Origin of the sequence: Streptomyces sp. VNUA24 (assembly GCF_029167005.1) — a bacterium.
In the GTDB taxonomy this organism is placed as follows: domain Bacteria; phylum Actinomycetota; class Actinomycetes; order Streptomycetales; family Streptomycetaceae; genus Streptomyces; species Streptomyces scabiei.
In genome coordinates this window covers 4,771,413-4,787,047 of the sequence record NZ_CP119143.1, presented here as the reverse complement: position 1 = coordinate 4,787,047, position 15,635 = coordinate 4,771,413, and the positions used below count along the sequence as shown (strand labels likewise).

The following is a 15,635-nucleotide window of genomic DNA, read 5'->3' as shown; positions in this document are numbered from 1 at the left end:
GTCAGTCACCGGTCCGGTACGGACGACGGCTCGTCGGAGCGTGCCAGCAGCAGGGCCATGACACCGACGAGCGTGGCGCTGCTGACGATCTCCCGGCGGGTGATGAGGCCCGGCACGTCGGTCAGGGGGATCCACTCCAGGCGATCGGACTCGTTGCGTTCCGTGGGCTCGCCGACGCGCCGGGCGTCGTCCGTGCGGAACACGAAGTGCCGGGTGTCGGTGACCCCGGCCGCCGGCTCGGCGTAGACCAGTTCCCGCAGTGACCCCGGCCGCCAGCCGGTTTCCTCCTCCAGCTCCCGCGCCGCCGCCTCCTCGGGGCGTTCGCCGTCCTCGACCAGGCCCATGGGCAGCTCCCAGGCCCAGGTGTCCGTGACGAATCGGTGGCGCCACATCATCAGGACCCGCTGCCGGGCGTCGACGGCCGCGGTGACGGCGAGGTCCCGCAGCCGGACCACGTGGTAGTCGCCGCGGGTGCCGTCGGGCTGCTCGACGTCCAGCGAGCGCAACCGCACCCAGGGGGTGTCGTGGATCACGTGCTCACCGTGGACGGTCCATCTCATGCCGGGTCCCCCGCTCTCGGTCCGGGGTGGTCCCGGACTGCTTCGGCGGCCTGCGCCACCCGCAGCAGCAGTGCCTCTTCGCCGTGCCGCGCCACCAGGTGCAGTCCGAGCGGGCAGCCGTCGGCGCCGAACCCGGCGGGAATGCTGGTGGCGGGGTGCCCGCTGAGGTTGAACGCCCAGGTCAGGGCCGTGGAGTAGCGGTCACCGGGGCCCTCGTGGCCGTGGGGCGCGTTGGGTGTGGTGGGGGTGAGGATCAGGTCGGCCTCGGTGAGGAGCGCGGCGAGCCGCCGGTCGTTCTCGGCACGGAGTTCCCGGGCGGCCCCGAGGGGGGCGGTTCCGGCGTCGGACGCCGGCGCGGAGCGCAGGGCCGACCAGGCGGAGACGGGGTCCGCCAGGCGCGGTGGCGCGCTCGGGCGTACGAGCCGGACGAGGCCGGCGTCCGCGAGGCGGAGCGCGGCGCGGTGGGCGACGGCGGCGGGTTCGGTATCGGTGTCGGCGAACCCGAGGTCGGCCGACCAGACGGCGGTGGGCGGCGGCCCGTACGCGCCCTCGGCGGTCTCGCCCGCCACGCACCGCCAGTACGCCGCCGCGTCCGAGGCGTGGCGGGCGAGGACGCCGGGAGCCGCGAGGCCGGTGCGGTCGGGGGAGGGGAGGCGGCCGTTGGTGGCCTTCAGGCCGACGACGCCGCACCAGGCCGCCGGGATACGGACCGACCCGGCGCCGTCCGTGCCGGTCGCCATCGGGACCAGGCCCGCGGCCACCGCCGCCGCGGACCCGGCGGAGGAGCCGCCCGGCGTCCGGTCGGCCCGCCAGGGGTTGACGGTCCGGCCACCCGCCCCGAGCCCCCAGGTCTGCCAGGGGGTGCCGGGGCCGGGCACGGAGGTCGCCCCCACGGGCACACACCCGGCCGCGACCAGCGCCCGCGCCGCCGCGCTCCGCAGCCCGCCCCGCCCCTTCACCCCGATCGGCACCCCGGCCAACGGCAACCACTCCCCACGAGCGACCCGCACGTCCACCTCGGCAGCCCACCGCAGCGCGTCCTCGGCCCACACCTCGACGAAGGAGCAGAGCGTCGGCTCGGCCCGCGCGATCCGGGTGAGCGCGTCCGCGACGACATCGACGGCGCGCAGCTCGCGGGCGCGCACCCCTTCGGCGGTCCGTACGGCCGAGAGCGGCGGGACGCCGTCGTGCGCGGTCACGGGCGCGGTCACCGGCCCGGTCCGGCCTGCGTGGGCGGCTTCGGCGGGTGGGGGAGCTGGGCACGGGCCTGGGCGGAGGGCCCGGCCGCGGGGTTGACCGTACCGGGGCCGACACCCCCGTTCCCGGCCCCGGTACGGAGTCTGGCCGCCTGCGCGATCGGGTTGCCGGGCGGCTGCGGTCCGGGGGTCTGCGGTCCGGGTGCATGCTGTCCGGGCGTCTGCCGTTCGGGCGTCTGCTGTCCGGGTGCCTGCTGTCCCGCCGCGACCGGGGTCCTGGCCTGCTGCTCCTGCGCGCCGCCGACCGCCTGCTCCTTGGTCAGGTACGGGCGCGGTTCGACCTTCCAGGCGGGGGCGGCCTGGTCCACCTCGCGGCGGACGACGCGTTCCATGAGGGTGGCCATCTCCACGGGGCCGATGCCGCCGGGCACGGGGGTGAGGTGCTGGGGGATGTCGTACGCCGCCCGCTGGACGTCACCCCGCACACTGCCGTCGGCCTGCGGTACGAACCCGGAGTCGACGACGAGCCGGTGATGGGGGCGGAGGTGGTCGGGGCCGAGGATGCCGGGGCTGCCGGTGACGGAGACGACGATGTCGGCGTCCCGTACCCGCCGCAGGTCGTCGCCGGCGTCCAGTTCCATCAGCCGGTGGCCCTGTTCGCGCAGGGTGGTGACGACACCCTGCCCGACGAACCCCTTGCTCCCCACGACCGCGATCAGCGGGTCGTCCTGGGCGAAGGGTTCCACGACCCGGCAGATGCCCTCGGCCGTCGCGCACGCGCGGTACGGGGAGCGGTCCTTGGTGAGCGCGTCGATGTCCTTGGCCGGGTCCATCCGCTGCACGAGCGGCTGGAGGTGGGCCGGCGGCGGGAACTGCACGATGATCGCCCGGGTCGCGTGATCCTGGTTGGCGCGCTCCAGCGTCTCGGCGAACTGCGCACGCGTGGTGCCCGGCGGCATCACCACATGGTCCGCCCGGAATCCCAGGTGCTCGAAGCTCTTCACCTTCTGCTCGGCGGAGACCTTCGACGCCTCCAGCTTGGCCTTCCACTCCGGCGGATCGTTCTCCGCCGCCTGGAAGCGGATGATCGTCACCCGCTGTTCCGTCGCGGCCACGGCGTCCCGGTAGGGGGCGTACAACTCCTTGGCCCGGCGCAGTACGTCGCGCCCCGACACCTGCTCGGTCATCCGCGGCTCACCTCCGTGTCGCTTCGTGGTCGATCCTGGCCAGCACCTGGCCGACCGGTTCGAGCCGGTGGCCGAGGAGTTCCTCCACGTCCTGGGCGGTGAAGGTCCGGTCGCCCGCGAGATCGTCGGTGTATCCCTCCGGGCCCGCCGTGAGGGTGATCAGGGTGAAGGACTCCGGGCCGGTCGGGTCGTGGTACGAGAACGCGCCGAAGTGGGCGATCCAGAAGACCTCGACCGGCTCGGTGCCGAACGCCCGGCGCAGGGCGGGCAGGACGGCGTCGGCGACGCTGCCGAAGTCGTCCGTGATGCCGCGGTCGTCGGGGTTGCTCGCCAGCTCGGACACGACGGCGACCGCCCGGCCGGTGACGGTCGAGTGCACGGCCCGTACCAGGGTGTGCGCCCGGCCCGCCCGGCGGTGGCGCCAGTCGACGACGTCCTCGAAGTACCGGAGGGTCGAGTTGTCCATGAATGTCTCTCCTGTCGGCCGCGGCCGCGATGGTCGATCCGGTTCCGCCGGTGGCCGCCCCGTGCTCGGCCGCGCGCATCGGTTCAGGGTAGGGGGGTGATCCGTCCGGGCCACGGTTCAGGCCCCCGGCCCGTACGGCTCCTCGGCCGCGTACGGTTCCTCGGTTCCGTACGGCTCCACGGGCACCGCTTGTTTCGCCCGGTGGGCGCCCGCCTTGCAGCCCGCGAACGGCCCTGCGGGGGAACGGAGTTCGGCCATGGCGGGACCGAGGTGGTCACGGTGCCAGACCGACGGGCCCGACAGGCCGGCCGTGGGGTCGGTGAGTTCCTGCCAGGCCAGCCACAGGGCGTGCAGCCGCGCCACCGCCTCCAGGTGCTCCCACCAGCGCGGGCACCACGGCTGCTGCGAGGTGACCTCGCGGCCGTAGACCGGGAGGAGCAGGTCCCCGACCCAGACGGCCAGGGCACTCATCTCCTGTGCGTACGCCTCGCCGTCGAGGTAGAGGACGAACGGCGGGGCCGCGGCGGCCGGCTGGGCGAGGCCGTGCTGGTCGACGGTGGTGGTCATCGGGTGCTCCCTTCGAAGAGTTCTTCCGGCCGCCGCGGGGACGGACGCGTTCTCATCTGACGATCGCCTCCGCCGCCCGCGCGGTGATCGCCTTGACCTCGGCCCGCGCGGCGAGGGCGATACGGTCGGCGCCGGGTTCGGCGTACCAGGGGCGCAGGCGGACGAGGGCGGGCCTGACGCCGGTGGCCAGGAGCAGGGCGGTGCCCTTCGGGAGGGCGCGGATGCGGTCGGCGGGCAGAATGCGTTCCAGGCGGTAGGAGGTGGAGCGGGAACGGCCGTCCTTGCTCCTGGAGTAGCTGACCGTCGACACGTCGTGCTCGCCGACCAGCCGGGACACCTTCTCCACGAAGTCGGCGTCGTCCAGACCCGCGCCGAGCAGCTTGATGGTGGCGGCGCTCCAGAGCGCGTCCATGCCCGCCTCGCCCCAGACCCGTGTGCCCTGGCGGTAACTCTGCAGCAGCGTCACGACGTTGATGCCGCGCGAGCCGAAGTGGGAGTAGAGGTCGGGCAGGTCGGAGATGCGGCAGACGTTGGCCGCCTCGTCGAGCACGGCCGTCATCGGCGGGTCCAGGCGGCCGCCCATCCGTTCGGCGGCCACCACGCCCGCGCGCAGTACGGAGTCCGCGCACGCGGCGATGACACCGGCCGCCGAGCCGCCGCCGTCCTTGGACAGGAGGTAAAGGGTGTCGGACGACAGTGCGTGCCGTTCGGGCAGGAACCGGGGCAGGCCCGGGTCCGGGCTCACCCAGGCCGCGATCGCCGGGTCCAGCAGGCAGGCCACGCACTGCCGGGCCGTCTCGTAGATGCCGTCGCGGGTCTCCACCGCGCCCAGGACGGTGCCCTGGAGCTGGTCGGCGAGAGCGGTCATACCGGCGTCGCGGAGCAGGTCGACCGGCGTACGGTCGGCCGGGTCCGCCAGCCAGGCCAGCACCTCGCCCACCTGCCGCTCACCCCGGTTCGCCGCGTGGAACAGGGCCGTGAGGGTGTTCTGGGCGGCGGAGATCCAGAAGTCGCGCTTCGTCGCGTCGTCGTTGACCGCGCCCACGAAGTGGCCGGCGAGACGGCGGGCACCCTCGATGGTGCCCGCGTCGGCGAGCATGTCCCACCACAGGCCGCGCGGGGTGTGCGCGATGCCCTGCGGGTCGAACGTCCACACCGTGCCGACGCGTTCGCGCTCCGCGCGGGTCACGCTGTACACGTCCGCCTTGTTCGAGGTCAGCAGCACGCTGCCACGGGCGCGCAGCACGCGCGGGACGGCGATGCCGGTGGACTTGCCGGCCCTCGGCGCCATCAGGTCCAGCTCCACGTCCTCGTAGCTGCTGCGCAGTTCGGGACCGCCGGGGTCCAAGTCGCCGAGGAGGTTGCCCGTGTCGTCCGGGGCGAGCCGGCCCGACGCCGGCAGGGACGGGCGGAGTTGGCGGGCCCGGGCGGCGGCGCCCTTCGGCAGGAGCCCGGCCAGTTCGCGGCGCCCAGCGAGGCCGGTGGGCTTTCCGCCGCGGCGCCGCAGGAGGACGACCGGGGCGATGAGCAGGGTGAGCGTGGCGCCGAAGACGGTGCCCATGCCGGCGGCGAGCGTGCCGGAGGAGGTCGTCGGCCAGAGGGCGACGGGGCCCTCCGTGACGAGGGTCTTCATCGTGGCCGGGGTGAAGGGGGGCGGGTCCCAGCCGGCTCCGGTGAGGGCTGCGGCGAGGGTGCCGCCGAGCCAGGCGCCGAGGAAGAGGGTGCCGACGAGCAGGGCGGTGACGGGGATGAGCCAGGGCAGGAGGTCGTCGGTGGTGGTGTGCTGGTGTTTGCGTGTGGTCATCTCTGTTCCCCCGTCAGCTGATCGGACTTTTCTTCGCCCCCGCCGCCCCTACCCGTCCGTCCGGTGGGGGCTGGTCGCGCAGTTCCCCGCGCCCCTTGAGGGCCTACGGCCACCTCAGGGGCAAAAAGCACGGGGCGCAGCCCCTGCTTTTTGAGGGGCGCGGGGAACTGCGCGAGAAGCCCCACGCACCCGCACCCGCCCATGAACCGGCACCCCCCACCCCATCAGGCGCCCTTCACCAGCGACGGAGTCCACCGCGTGTTCGTGTTGTGCAGCTCCCTCTCCGTGTCCGTGATCGACACCTTGATCGGGATGCCCGGCCGCCCGCCCACCTTGATCAGGAAGCGCCCACGCCCGGGCGGCTCCTCGTTGCCGCCGGTGCTCGCCCAGCCCGGCGGCGAGGACCACGACGACACGAGGTCGATCTCCCGCTCCGACAGGCCGACGATCTCGCCGAGTTCCCTCATCTCCGTACGGGGAAGGCCGGCGCACACCACCATCCCGGCCCGCTCCACGAAGCCGCGCGCCTTCGCCCGGTCGGCCGCGCTGCCCAGCGCCTCCGCGTCCTTGAGGGTGTGGGTGATCTTCGCGTCGCCGAGACCGAGGGAGCGGTTCAGGCGGGTGAGGGCGTCGATGCGTTCCACGATGCCGGAGGCGGCCCGCAGGGGGCGCCACAGCTCGTCCAGCACCGTGAAGAACCAGCGCTGCGGAGCCAGTCCCGCGTCCGCGAGGGCATGGGCCGCGGCGACCGTGCCGAGACCGTCCGACCAGGCCGCCAGCATCGCCGCGGCCGTGAGCTGCGTGTCCGCCTCACCGATGCGGGAGATGTCCACGCACACGGCCGGCGAGGCCGGGTCGATACGGGTGGAGGTCGCCGAGGCGAAGGTGTCGCCGAGAGGGCCGTCCAGCACGCCCAGCAGCGAGCGGTGCAGCGGGTCCACCGCCTCCTGGTAGCGGGTCATGTTCCCGCGGTCCAGGGTGACCGCGCGGACCCGGTCCGGGCCCTCGTCCAGGACCTTCAGCAGGTCGGGCAGGAGCGGGGCGCGCCCCGGCTTGGCCCGCTCGGTCAGATGGTGCAGACAGGCCGAGAGGACGGACTGCTCGTGGTCGTCCATGGGACGGCCCCGGACGATCGTGATCAGCGCCGCGACCATGTTCAGGACACGCCCGTGCGCCTCCGCCGCCAGCACCCGGCCCCGTTCCCCTCCGATGCGCAGCGCCGCCTCGCCCATCGCACCGGGGTCGAGGACGTTGATGCCGCCCACCCCGCGCCCGATGGAGATCACCTGGCCGCCGAGTGCCCGTACGGTGTCGGCGTAGTCCGGCTTGAGGTCGCCGAGGACCAGCGGCGTGACGCCCGTCGCCGCCATGCCGATCAGCATGCGGTTGACCAGGGTGGACTTGCCGAGGCCCGGCATGCCGAGCATGAAGAGGGACGGGTTGGAGATGTAACGGGCGCGGGTGAACCAGGAGATGGGGTCGCCGCAGACCGTGGCACCCGTGTGCAGGTGCTGGCCCAGCGGCACTCCGGTCATGGGGGCGCCGGAGCCCGCGGCGAACGGCCACAGACCGCACGCCTGGACCGTCGTGGCACGCCACATCGCGGGCGGGTCGACATGGCCGACCTGGCCACCGCCGGGGCCGAACCACCCGCGCGGGGGCGCGGTCTGAGGACGTACGGGACGTACAGCAGCGCGCTTGCTCACAGCGCCTCCCGGAGCTGGTACGGAACGAGGGTGTGCTCCCACGGCAGCAGGCCGACGGGGAGGGTGCAGGTGAACGCCGATGCCTGCATACGGTCGGCGGGGCGCATCAGGATGCGGGACGACGCCTGGAGGTTGCGTACGGTGACCGCCGCGTCCGGCAGCTGCTCCTCGCCGTCCACGGTGACCGTCACCATCAGCGAGAACTCCACGAGCCCGGCACCCGCCGCCTCCTCGGCGGCCGTCTGTTCGGCCGCCTGCATCTCGGAGCTGGCCCGGGCCTGGACCAGTCCCCGCTTGGAGCCCGCCATGAAGTGCGCGGTACGCCGGTCGGCCTCGACGATGCGGGCGGAGGTCGCCGGGTCGATCGGCCGGTAGACGAGCGAGACCCGCTTGCGGCGCGTGCCGGAGGCGGGCTCCAGCAGGCCCCGCAGCACGCTCGACCGGACCGTCCCGCGCGGCGCCAGCGTCAGCATCCAGGTCCGCGAGACACCCGAGTCGTGCTTGTACGCCTGCACCGACTCCACGGCGGCCGCCGGGCCCGCGTCCGCCCAGTCGAGGCCGGTCGTGGACTGCTCGGCCCGCGCGCTCAGCACGTCCGGGGCGACCGCGGGGTCGTACGCCACGCGGACGATCTCCGAGAGCCGCTCGGCGGACAAGGGGTACGCGGAGCCGCCGCCGGCCGCGACCAGGCCGGACAGCAGACCCGGCAGCCGCATGGACAGGTCGGTGATGACGTCCTGGACGTCCCGCTTGGGGCCGCCGGTGGGGCCGTAGGTGAGGGCGATGTACGTGTGCATCTCCGAGGAGGCGGAGGGGTAGCGCGCGACGACCTCCTCCATCACCGCGCGGGCCGCCGCCGGGGCGTCCGGCGCGATGCGCGGCAGGACCTCGGCGGCCAGCCGGGTCCCGGTGTCGGGCGCCGTCTCCACCACGACCTGGGCACCGCGCAGGCCGGGCTCGTGGGAGAGCCGGGCGAGCCAGTCGCCCCAGGACGCCACCCAGATGTCGACCTGCTCGGGGTCGACCAGCGAACCGCCGTCCGGCTCGCAGGCCAGGACCACCGTGCAGAGGTTGCGGCCGGGGTGGTGGAGCACCCCGAAGGCACGGTTGTAGGCGTCCCGGCCCTCGTACATCTTGGTGCGGGCCAGCAGGCCGGGCGGGTGGTGGCGGCCGCCGGGCCTCTTGGAGAGCGGGCCGGAGACGTAGGTGGTCGAGCCGTTCGCCTTGCGCCTGAGCCAACCGATACGCACCGCGACCACCTGGTAGATGTTGCGGCCGTCCACCGTGCGCAGCGCGAGCGGCGCGAGGAAGAGGCCGAGGGGGATGAGGACGAGGATCGCGGCCGACAGCGAGACCAGCGAGGCGAGGAGTGCGACCAGGAGTCCGCCGAAGGCGACGACGGTGCCGAGGAGGCCGAGTGGGCCGAGGCCGGGGCGGCGGGGCCTGCGCCAGTTTCCGTAGGTGGGACGCGTGAGGGCGTCGGTGGACATGGGGTTTCCTTCTTCCGGCTGAGGTCGCTGGGTCGAGTGCCTACGAGCTCGGGTGGATCTGTGTCGGTCTCTGTGTCGGTCTCTGTGTCGGTCGGGGCCGCGGGCCGCCCCGCGCCCCGTCGGGGGCGCGGGGCCCGGCCTACTGGTTGTGGCCCTTCATCCCGTCGTTGTCGTCGAGGGAACCGGCGACCTCGGACGCCGCCTGCATCCCGGTCTGGACGACGACCGCGGCGGCCTGCACCGCGACGGCCGCGCCCGCCGTGGCCGCGCCCGCGGCCGCGGTGCCGGCGGCCGCTCCGGCGCCTCCGGCGGCGCCACCGGCACCGCCCGCCGAGGAGCCCGCTCCCGCCGAGGGCGAGCCCTGGGGGCCCGCGGAGCCGCCGGCCCCGCCACCCCCGCCGCCTCCACCGGCCACGGAGGCGCCCGCGATGCTGACCGCGCCCGAGGCCATGTTGTTGGCGGCGCCCATGGCGACCGTGCCGCCGGAGGTGCCGCCGAGAGCGGCCGTGGCGGGGACGATCAGCTTGAGGAGGGCGGGCAGTGCGAACACCGCCATGATCAGCATGCCCATGCCCGCGATGATCGAGTTCAGGTCCTTGGTGCCCTTGGTCATCGCGGTGGCCGAGTAGATGATCAGGGCCGCCGCCGGCTTGTACAGCAGCCAGGCCGCGAGCCAGCCGATGTGCTTCTTCCACCAGCCCTCGCCCCACCCGGTCATCGAGGAGACGGCGGCCAGCGGCAGCGTGCCGACCAGCATGATCAGGACGCCGATGCGGATGTACATCAGCACGATCTGCACGAAGCTCGACAGCATCACCAGCAGGCCGAAGATCAGGACCAGACCCGGCTGGTTGAGCGTCAGCACGCCCAGCATCGTGGAGGCGTTGTCACCGAGGTCGGACCGCGCGTACACGTCCTTGGCGTACGCGTCCGACGCCGCCATCAGGGCCGTGACCACGGGGACCGAGGCCGCGCCGACGAGGATGACCTTCCACATCCCCATGAACGCCTGCTTCATGGACTGGCCCTTGCGGTCCACCGCCATGCGGATCGCGGCGATCAACAGCGAGGCCACCGCCACATAGGCGACGATCCAGTTGACCTCGGCGGTGATCTGGCCGATGGGACTGCCCGCGGCCGCCTGGCCGTGGCCTCCGCCGTTGCCCGCCGGGTCCTGCACGTCGACGCTCAGCCAGACGCCGTTGAGGGCCTTGAGCACTTCCGCCGCGCCGTCGCCGATCGCCTTGGCGAAGACGACCACGGCACCCTCGGTGAACTGCTTGCCGCCCTCTTCGATCACGCAGTCGTAGAGCTTCCAGGAGCAGGCCATCTCACGCCTCCCAGGTGACGAAGCCGTCGGTGCCGCTGACCTGCGACACCCCGCTGTAGACCGTGCCGTCGGGGTCGGGGCTGAGCTTCCAGTCGCCGTCCTGCCAGCGCATGGTCACCGAGGCGGAGCCGAAGCCGCCGTCGCCCATGCCGCGCACCAGGACCATCACGGTCGCCCGCGTCTCGTCGTACGACAGGACGGTGAAGCCGGCGTAGCCACCGGCGTCCGGCGAGCCCGTGGTGGACTTGTCGGCCTCCTGGGAGCGGCTCGCGATCAGCGCGTCGCGGCCCGCTCCCGGTACGACCTGCCGCTTCACGACCTTGCGCCAGCCGTCGTAGCTGAGGTGGTCGGTGATGGAGTGGGCCGCCATGACGGCGCCCATCGGGGTGTGCGCGAAGCAGAACCAGACCGGCCCGTCGTACTTCAGCGGGCCCGCCGCCTTCGAGACCGGGACCAGACCGGTGCCGTTGGCCTTCCAGCGGAAGTCGCCCGGCGCCTCGGTGGGCTTGGCCTGGTCGCGGTCGTCGGTGCGGCAGCCGGCGGGCCGCGTGTCCGAACCGCTGCCCTTCGAACCGGACTTGTCGTCCGGGGACGAGGTCGAGGTCGGCGCCGGGTCCGGGTCGCCGGACGCGCCGGCCGGTCCCTTCCCGCCGTCGCCCGTCACCGCGAAGAGGACCGCGAGGACGAGCAGCACCACCAGGAACCCGGCCGACAGGATCCAGCCCCGCTGCTGCCAGAACGGCTGCTCCCACTCTCCGCTGCCCCCGTGGGCCCGGCCGGAGTTCAGCATCGTCGCTCCCCCTTTCGACGTGCTCGGACGGCTAGAAGACGAAGTTCACGAGCGGGCCGGCGGTGGCGACCAGGACACAGCCGCCGAGGACCATGCCCAGCCGGCCCATGTGCTCCGAGCCCTCGCCGCGGCGCATGGAGATCGCCATCATCGCGCCGGTGATCAGCACCCCCGCGACGCCCGCGGCGGTGCCGGCCCAGGCCACGATGCCGAGCACGGTGTCGACCTTGCCGGTGAGTTCGGCGGGGGCGTCGCGGTTGGGGTTGGGCACCGTGCCGTCGGCCAGGTAGAGGGACTGATGCGCTTTGGCGGCTATCGCGTGCAGCATGTGGTTTCTCCCCGTGGTCTCGATCGGTCCGTCGTGGGTGGCGGTCCGACGTCGACTGATGTGAGCGGATGGGACATTGGGTGCTTCCGGGGCCGGCACGACGTGCCCGGGTTCCCGGCCGCCCTGTGAGCTTGGCGACTCCCGTGGGGCGAAACCAAGCGATGTAGTGATCCAGCACTAGCCGGTGACGTGCTCGTGACAGACGGGAAGCTCTCGTCATGTCCGGGACAGTGACGTGCCGTCAGAAAGGGCCGGACCTGCGGAGAAGCGGAGCGCTTCGCACCGGCGTTCGCCTTCGACGCGCTTCACATACGGCAACGACCCACCGGTTCCCGAGGAACCGACGGACCGTCGCCCCTGCCTGACGGCGGGTCTGTCGGGCGTGCGCTCGCGGGTCTGTCGAGTGTGCGTTGGCGGGTCTGTCGGGTCTGCGTACGCGGTCCGTCGGGCTTGCTGTGCGCCTGCCGCCGGGGGCCTTGTCCACGGTCTGCTGGGCGTGCGTTCGCGTGCCGCCGGGCGGCGTGTCCACGGCCTGCTGGGCAACCTGCTCGCGGGGCCGTCGGGTGTGCTGTACGCCTTGCCCGCAGCCCGTCGGGCGTGCGTCCGTGTGCCGCCGGGTGCCTTGGCCGCGTGTCTGCCGGGTGCGCGCTCGCGGTCCGGCGGGCGACCTGCTCACGGTCCATCAGGCTTGCGCTCTCTGCGTGCCGCGCGTCCTGCCGTTGCCTGGGGGTGTTCCGCCACGGTCTGCCGGGTGCCTTGTCCGCGGTCTGCCGGGCGGGCGTTCACGGTCCGTCGGGCGTACGTCCGCGTGGTCGCCCGGCGGCTTGTCCGCGGTCCGGCGGGCGACCCGCTCACGGTCCATCAGGCGCGCATTCCGCGTGCCGGGCGGGCGCCCATGGTTTGTCGGGCGTGCTGTCCGCTTGCACGGCTGCACGGCTGCACGGCTGCACGGCTGGGCGGCTTGTCGGGCGACCTGCTCACGGTCCGTCGGGTGCGCCCTGACCGCGGGCCGGGCCAGGCGTCCTGCCACGGTCTGCCCGGCGTCTCACCGCGGTCTGCCGGGCGCCTTGTTCACGGTTCGCCCGGCGTCTCGCCGTGGTCTGCCGGGCGCCCCCTTCGTGGTCTGCCCGGGCGGGCCGGTCGCGTGGTGTCCGTGCGTCGTCTACAGCACGAACGCCACGATCGGGCCCGCCGTCGCCCCGATGACGCAGGCGCCCAGCACCATGGCGAACTGGCTGAGGTGCTCGTCGCCCTCCCCGGACCTCAGGGAGATCGCCATCCGCGACCCGACGAGCAGCAGCCCGCACACCCCGGCCGCGGTCACCAGCCAGGCGAGGATGCTCAGCACGTAGTTCAGCTGGTTGGTGACCGCCGCCGGAGGCCCGGCCAGGGTGGTGGCGACGTCGTGCACGGTGCTGCTCATGGGGTCCTCCCGGTCAGTCGGGCCAGTGCCGCGCTCTCCCGCGGCGGGGGGCCGGTGAGATCGCCGGTGCGCCAGGCGGGCACCCAGGGCACGCGGTAGACGTCGATGACGGAACCGATCACCTTCATCCGCTGCACGAGCTGCCGGGGCAGCCGGCCGGGCGCGTCCGCGACCAGCACGATCGCGTCCAGGTCCAGTCCGGGCGGTGCGTCGCCCCGCCGGAAGATGTCCAGGGTGTGCGAGACCGCGTCGAGCCCGGCCGCGTGCGTACGCCCCACCAGCAGGACCGACGCCGGCTCGCCCTGTTCGGGGCGCGGCCAGTTGCGCCCCGTGTCATGGCCGCCGAAGACCGCCGCGAGGGTGGTGGACCCGGCACCCCCGTGCGTGGCGACCCAGGAGAACCGCCGCGTGCTCGCGGCCGCCCGGGACGGCGGGTCCTGCGGTTGCGCCGCCGGTTCCCCGACCGGCCCGCGCACCCAGATCTCCGGCCCGGCCGCCTGTCCCGTGCCCGGCTGCATCACCGCATCACCGCTCTCCACCACTCCCCGTTTCCACCGCTGATCCCAGCAGTCTTCCTGAGTCCCGGCGTGCCCGTCGCACCCCGGCGCGGTGCCCGCCGCCGGTTCCCTGTCCGGCGAGCCGCCCACCACCGATCTTCACGGCGTACGGACGGCTTGGGAATCGGGGCGTGAGTTCCTGCGACGAGCCTGTGACGCACCGGTGACGCGCGGAACGAGAGGGAGCGGCGAGACTCGTCGACAGGGACTCAAGTGGCAGGAGCATGACTGGACTTCGCCACTGTGGCGCTGAGGGGAGCAGATGTCCAACGGGGGAGGGTCCGTCACGACCTGGGTCGTCGGCGGCTGCGTGGCGGCCGTGCTGATGCCGGTGGTGATGATGGTCGCGGTGAGCGGGGGCGGTGAGGCCGAGGCCGAGGAGCAGGGCGTCGGCGGCGGCCTCAAGGCCGGTCAGGTTCCGGCGGAGTACGTGCCCTGGGTGCTCAAGGCGGGTGCCATGTGCGACGTCATCAAGCCGGCCGTGATCGCCGCGCAGATCGAGGCCGAGTCGGGGTGGAACCCGAACGCCAGGTCCCCGGTCGGCGCCGAGGGACTGAGCCAGTTCATGCCCGGCACCTGGCCGAGCTGGGGCAAGGACGACGACGGCAACGGCCGGGTCTCCCCGTACGACCCCGGTGACGCGATCATGGCGCAGGGCCGCTACGACTGCGCCCTCGCCCGGCAGGTCCAGGGCTACAAGGACAGCGGCCAGGCGACCGGCGAGACCCTCGACCTGGCGCTCGCCGCGTACAACGCCGGGCCGGGCGCCGTCCAGAAGTACGGCGGCATCCCGCCCTACACCGAGACCCGCAACTACGTCGTCCGCATCAAGTCGCTGATCTCCAAGTACGAGTCGGTGGACGACCCGCCGGGCAAGCTCCCGGACGGCAGGAAGATGGCCATGCCGGTCGCCGGCAACCCGCCCGTGACCTCCCCGTACGGCTGGCGCATGCACCCCATCCTCGGGGTCCGCAAGCTGCACACCGGCACCGACTTCGGCGTCGCCGAGGGCAAGCCGGTCCTCGCCGCCCGCGACGGCGTGGTCACCTTCGCGGGCTGGACCAACGGTTACGGCAACCGCGTCGTCATCTCCCACGGAACCATCGACGGCGACCGCATCTCCACGACCTACAACCACATGCTCGGCGGCCTCGGCGTCAGCGCCGGCGACAAGGTGAAGGTCGGCCAACGGGTCGGCCTGGTCGGCTCGACGGGTTACTCCACGGGCGCCCACCTCCACTTCGAGGTGATGCGGAACGACGCGTACGTGGATCCGGCGCCCTGGCTGGGGCTGTAGTGCGTACGCGGGAGACGCGGGAGACGCGGGAGACGCGGCAGATGCGGGAGACGCGGGACACCCGGGGGACACGGGCCACGCGAGCACGGCGCTCGTGGTGGACGACGCGATCGGCGAGGAAGGACACTGAGGTGAGGAGGGGGACGAGGGTGAACGCGAAGCACGAGGCGCGCGGCGGGCGCGCGGGGCGTGACGAGCGCACCGGGTGGCACGCGACCGCGCCCGTGACCGGGGGACGCGGCGGCGCGCGCAGGGCGTGCGCGGCGGTGCTCGCGACGGTGACCGGTGTGGCGGTCCTCGCCGCCTGCGGCCTGGAGGACCACCGCGAGACGGCGGGCGGCGGCACGGCCACGTCCGCCCCGCCCTTCACCCCCAAGGCGCCCCTGCCCTCCGGCCGGCCGCTCGGCCCGGACGCGCACGTCCCGAGCCCCACCGGGGTCGACGGCACCGACGCGACCGCCGTCGCGGAGGCATGGGTGCAGGTCGCGTACGGCCACGACACGAAGTACGACACCGGCCCGCACGACGCCGTCCTGCGCTCCGCCCGCTGGTTCACCGCCGCCAGGGCGAAGGCCGAGCGCTCGTACCGGCCCGCGAGCGGTGCCGGTGAGCAGTGGAACTCCTGGGCCGCGCACGAGGCGTGGACGACCGTCGACGTGGAGGCGGACGACGACGGCGACGCGCCCGCCGACTCGGCCCGGGACGCCTACCGCGCGCTCTTCGTCGACGGCACGGCACACGGCCGTGACGGCTGGACGGGAACCGGGCCGCAGGCCACGGTGTACGTGAAGCTGGTCCGCCCGGGCAAGGGCGAGCCATGGCGGGTGGACGGGGTGCGTACGGTGGAGGCAGCGGTGTCGGCACCGGACCCGTCCGGCTCCGACTCCGCAGCCCCGTCCACGACTTCTCCTTCTGCCCGACCCGAGTGAGGGAA

Annotated in this window: 15 protein-coding genes; 2 read left to right on the top strand and 13 right to left on the bottom strand. The window is 73.6% G+C overall.

Annotated elements, in window-relative coordinates; all coding sequences use genetic code 11:
- Positions 1-5 precede the first annotated feature (5 nt).
- From PYR72_RS20255 to PYR72_RS20195, 13 genes are all read right to left on the bottom strand, one after another.
- Positions 6-560, bottom strand: a complete 555-nt coding sequence (locus tag PYR72_RS20255) for an NUDIX domain-containing protein (RefSeq protein ID WP_275456625.1) — start codon at positions 558-560, stop codon at positions 6-8.
- Complete coding sequence (locus PYR72_RS20250) at positions 557-1,771, bottom strand: amidase (protein ID WP_275456624.1); 1,215 nt, start codon at positions 1,769-1,771, stop codon at positions 557-559. Before PYR72_RS20250 ends, PYR72_RS20255 begins: the two co-directional genes overlap by 4 nt.
- Complete coding sequence (locus PYR72_RS20245; RefSeq protein ID WP_275456623.1) at positions 1,768-2,943, bottom strand: tetrahydrofolate dehydrogenase/cyclohydrolase catalytic domain-containing protein; 1,176 nt, start codon at positions 2,941-2,943, stop codon at positions 1,768-1,770. The genes PYR72_RS20250 and PYR72_RS20245 overlap by 4 nt, the downstream gene beginning before the upstream one ends.
- A 7-nt stretch (positions 2,944-2,950) precedes the next feature.
- Positions 2,951-3,409, bottom strand: a complete 459-nt coding sequence (locus tag PYR72_RS20240) for a hypothetical protein (RefSeq protein WP_275456622.1) — start codon at positions 3,407-3,409, stop codon at positions 2,951-2,953.
- Positions 3,410-3,526: 117 nt separating this feature from the next.
- Positions 3,527-3,976 (bottom strand): DUF4913 domain-containing protein, encoded by a 450-nt coding sequence (locus tag PYR72_RS20235; RefSeq protein WP_275456621.1) that lies wholly within the window; start codon positions 3,974-3,976, stop codon positions 3,527-3,529.
- A 52-nt stretch (positions 3,977-4,028) separates the two neighbouring features.
- Entirely contained in the window at positions 4,029-5,780 is a 1,752-nt protein-coding gene (locus PYR72_RS20230; RefSeq protein WP_275456620.1) for a type IV secretory system conjugative DNA transfer family protein, read from the bottom strand.
- A 224-nt stretch (positions 5,781-6,004) separates the two neighbouring features.
- Positions 6,005-7,486, bottom strand: a complete 1,482-nt coding sequence (locus tag PYR72_RS20225) for an ATP/GTP-binding protein (RefSeq protein WP_275456619.1) — start codon at positions 7,484-7,486, stop codon at positions 6,005-6,007.
- Entirely contained in the window at positions 7,483-8,976 is a 1,494-nt protein-coding gene (locus PYR72_RS20220) for an SCO6880 family protein (protein ID WP_275456618.1), read from the bottom strand. The genes PYR72_RS20225 and PYR72_RS20220 overlap by 4 nt, the downstream gene beginning before the upstream one ends.
- Before the next feature lie 139 nt (positions 8,977-9,115).
- On the bottom strand, positions 9,116-10,306 hold the full coding sequence (locus PYR72_RS20215) for a hypothetical protein (RefSeq protein ID WP_275456617.1): 1,191 nt from the start codon (positions 10,304-10,306) through the stop codon (positions 9,116-9,118).
- A gap of 1 nt (position 10,307) precedes the next feature.
- Positions 10,308-11,096 carry a hypothetical protein gene (locus PYR72_RS20210; protein WP_275456616.1) on the bottom strand — a complete coding sequence of 263 codons (789 nt, stop codon included), beginning with the start codon at positions 11,094-11,096 and terminating at the stop codon, positions 10,308-10,310.
- Positions 11,097-11,127: 31 nt separating this feature from the next.
- Positions 11,128-11,424: a hypothetical protein gene (locus PYR72_RS20205; RefSeq protein WP_005481354.1), complete on the bottom strand. Its 297-nt coding sequence runs from the start codon at positions 11,422-11,424 to the stop codon at positions 11,128-11,130.
- Between the two features lie 1,162 nt (positions 11,425-12,586).
- Positions 12,587-12,847 (bottom strand): hypothetical protein, encoded by a 261-nt coding sequence (locus tag PYR72_RS20200; protein ID WP_275456615.1) that lies wholly within the window; start codon positions 12,845-12,847, stop codon positions 12,587-12,589.
- The gene (locus tag PYR72_RS20195) at positions 12,844-13,389 is read right to left on the bottom strand and encodes a DUF6668 family protein (RefSeq protein WP_275456614.1); all 546 of its coding nucleotides are present in this window, start codon (positions 13,387-13,389) and stop codon (positions 12,844-12,846) included. The genes PYR72_RS20200 and PYR72_RS20195 overlap by 4 nt, the downstream gene beginning before the upstream one ends.
- Positions 13,390-13,666: 277 nt before the next feature.
- Between PYR72_RS20195 and PYR72_RS20190 the strand changes: the two genes are divergently transcribed.
- Positions 13,667-14,701, top strand: coding sequence for a peptidoglycan DD-metalloendopeptidase family protein (locus tag PYR72_RS20190; RefSeq protein WP_059084944.1), 1,035 nt, complete (start codon positions 13,667-13,669; stop codon positions 14,699-14,701).
- A 149-nt stretch (positions 14,702-14,850) separates the two neighbouring features.
- Positions 14,851-15,630 (top strand): hypothetical protein, encoded by a 780-nt coding sequence (locus PYR72_RS20185; RefSeq protein WP_275456613.1) that lies wholly within the window; start codon positions 14,851-14,853, stop codon positions 15,628-15,630.
- Positions 15,631-15,635 lie beyond the last annotated feature (5 nt).